This is a genomic window from Bartonella sp. AP57NXGY (genome assembly GCF_042195805.1).
Lineage (GTDB): Bacteria > Pseudomonadota > Alphaproteobacteria > Rhizobiales > Rhizobiaceae > Bartonella.
This window is the reverse complement of sequence record NZ_JBHIOZ010000441.1, coordinates 1-859: the sequence shown is the minus strand read 5'-3', so window position 1 is coordinate 859 and position 859 is coordinate 1. Positions and strand designations below refer to the sequence as shown.

Below are 859 nucleotides of genomic sequence, written 5' to 3'. Positions count from 1 at the left end.
CGTCCATAGGAAAAGGTCAATTTCCAAGGCAATACGCCCAAAGAATTCATAGCAGATAAATGCGCCGTTGCTTCCTGATCAGACTGCCCTCCAGAAAGAAAAGCAATTCCGGGAACAGCGGCAGAAACAGTCTGTTTAAGCACTTGGACAGTCTTTTCAGCAACTTCTTCAACAGAAGCCTTGCGAGCATCCTTTCCATCAATCACCATATTGGGCTTTAAAATCATCCCCTCCAAAAGAACACGAGCTTCAAACAATTCTTTAAAGACAGCCTGCAAAACAGTGCGTGTCACCTCAAAGCAGCGTGTAATTGAATGCCCACACGATGATCCATCCATCAACACTTCCGGCTCAACAATGGGCACAATATTGAACTCCTGACATAAGGCAGCATAGCGTGCAAGAGCTTGTGCATTTTGTCTTATGGCGCCTCTTGTTGGCAAAGTGTATTCATCAATAGCAATTACCGCACGCCATTTAGCAAAACGTGCTCCCAAAGCATAATAATCTTTTAGCCGCTCACGAAGACCATCCAACCCTTCGGTAATTGTTTCTTGGGGAAAAGCAGCCAAGGGTTTTGCACCGGTATCAACTTTAATCCCTGGCAAAGCGCCTGAATCCCGAATAAGATCCGTCAACATTTTCCCAGTTGATGCTTTTTGCCGAATGGTTTCATCAAATAAAATAACCCCAGAGATGGCGTTTTCCATCGCTTCTTTTGTACTAAAAAGCATTTCACGATAAGCACGGCGCTTATCTTCATTGGATTCAACACCAATGCTTTCAAAACGCTTTCCAATGGTCGCCGTACTTTCATCTGCCGCCAAAATACCTTTACCCGCATGCACCAAAGCAAGTG

At 44.7% G+C, this 859-nt stretch carries 1 protein-coding gene; it reads right to left on the bottom strand.

Annotated elements, in window-relative coordinates; translation table 11 throughout:
- A partial coding sequence (locus ACFIL8_RS11365) for a class I fructose-bisphosphate aldolase (RefSeq protein WP_375689880.1) occupies window positions 1-859 on the bottom strand: 859 nt, incomplete at both ends.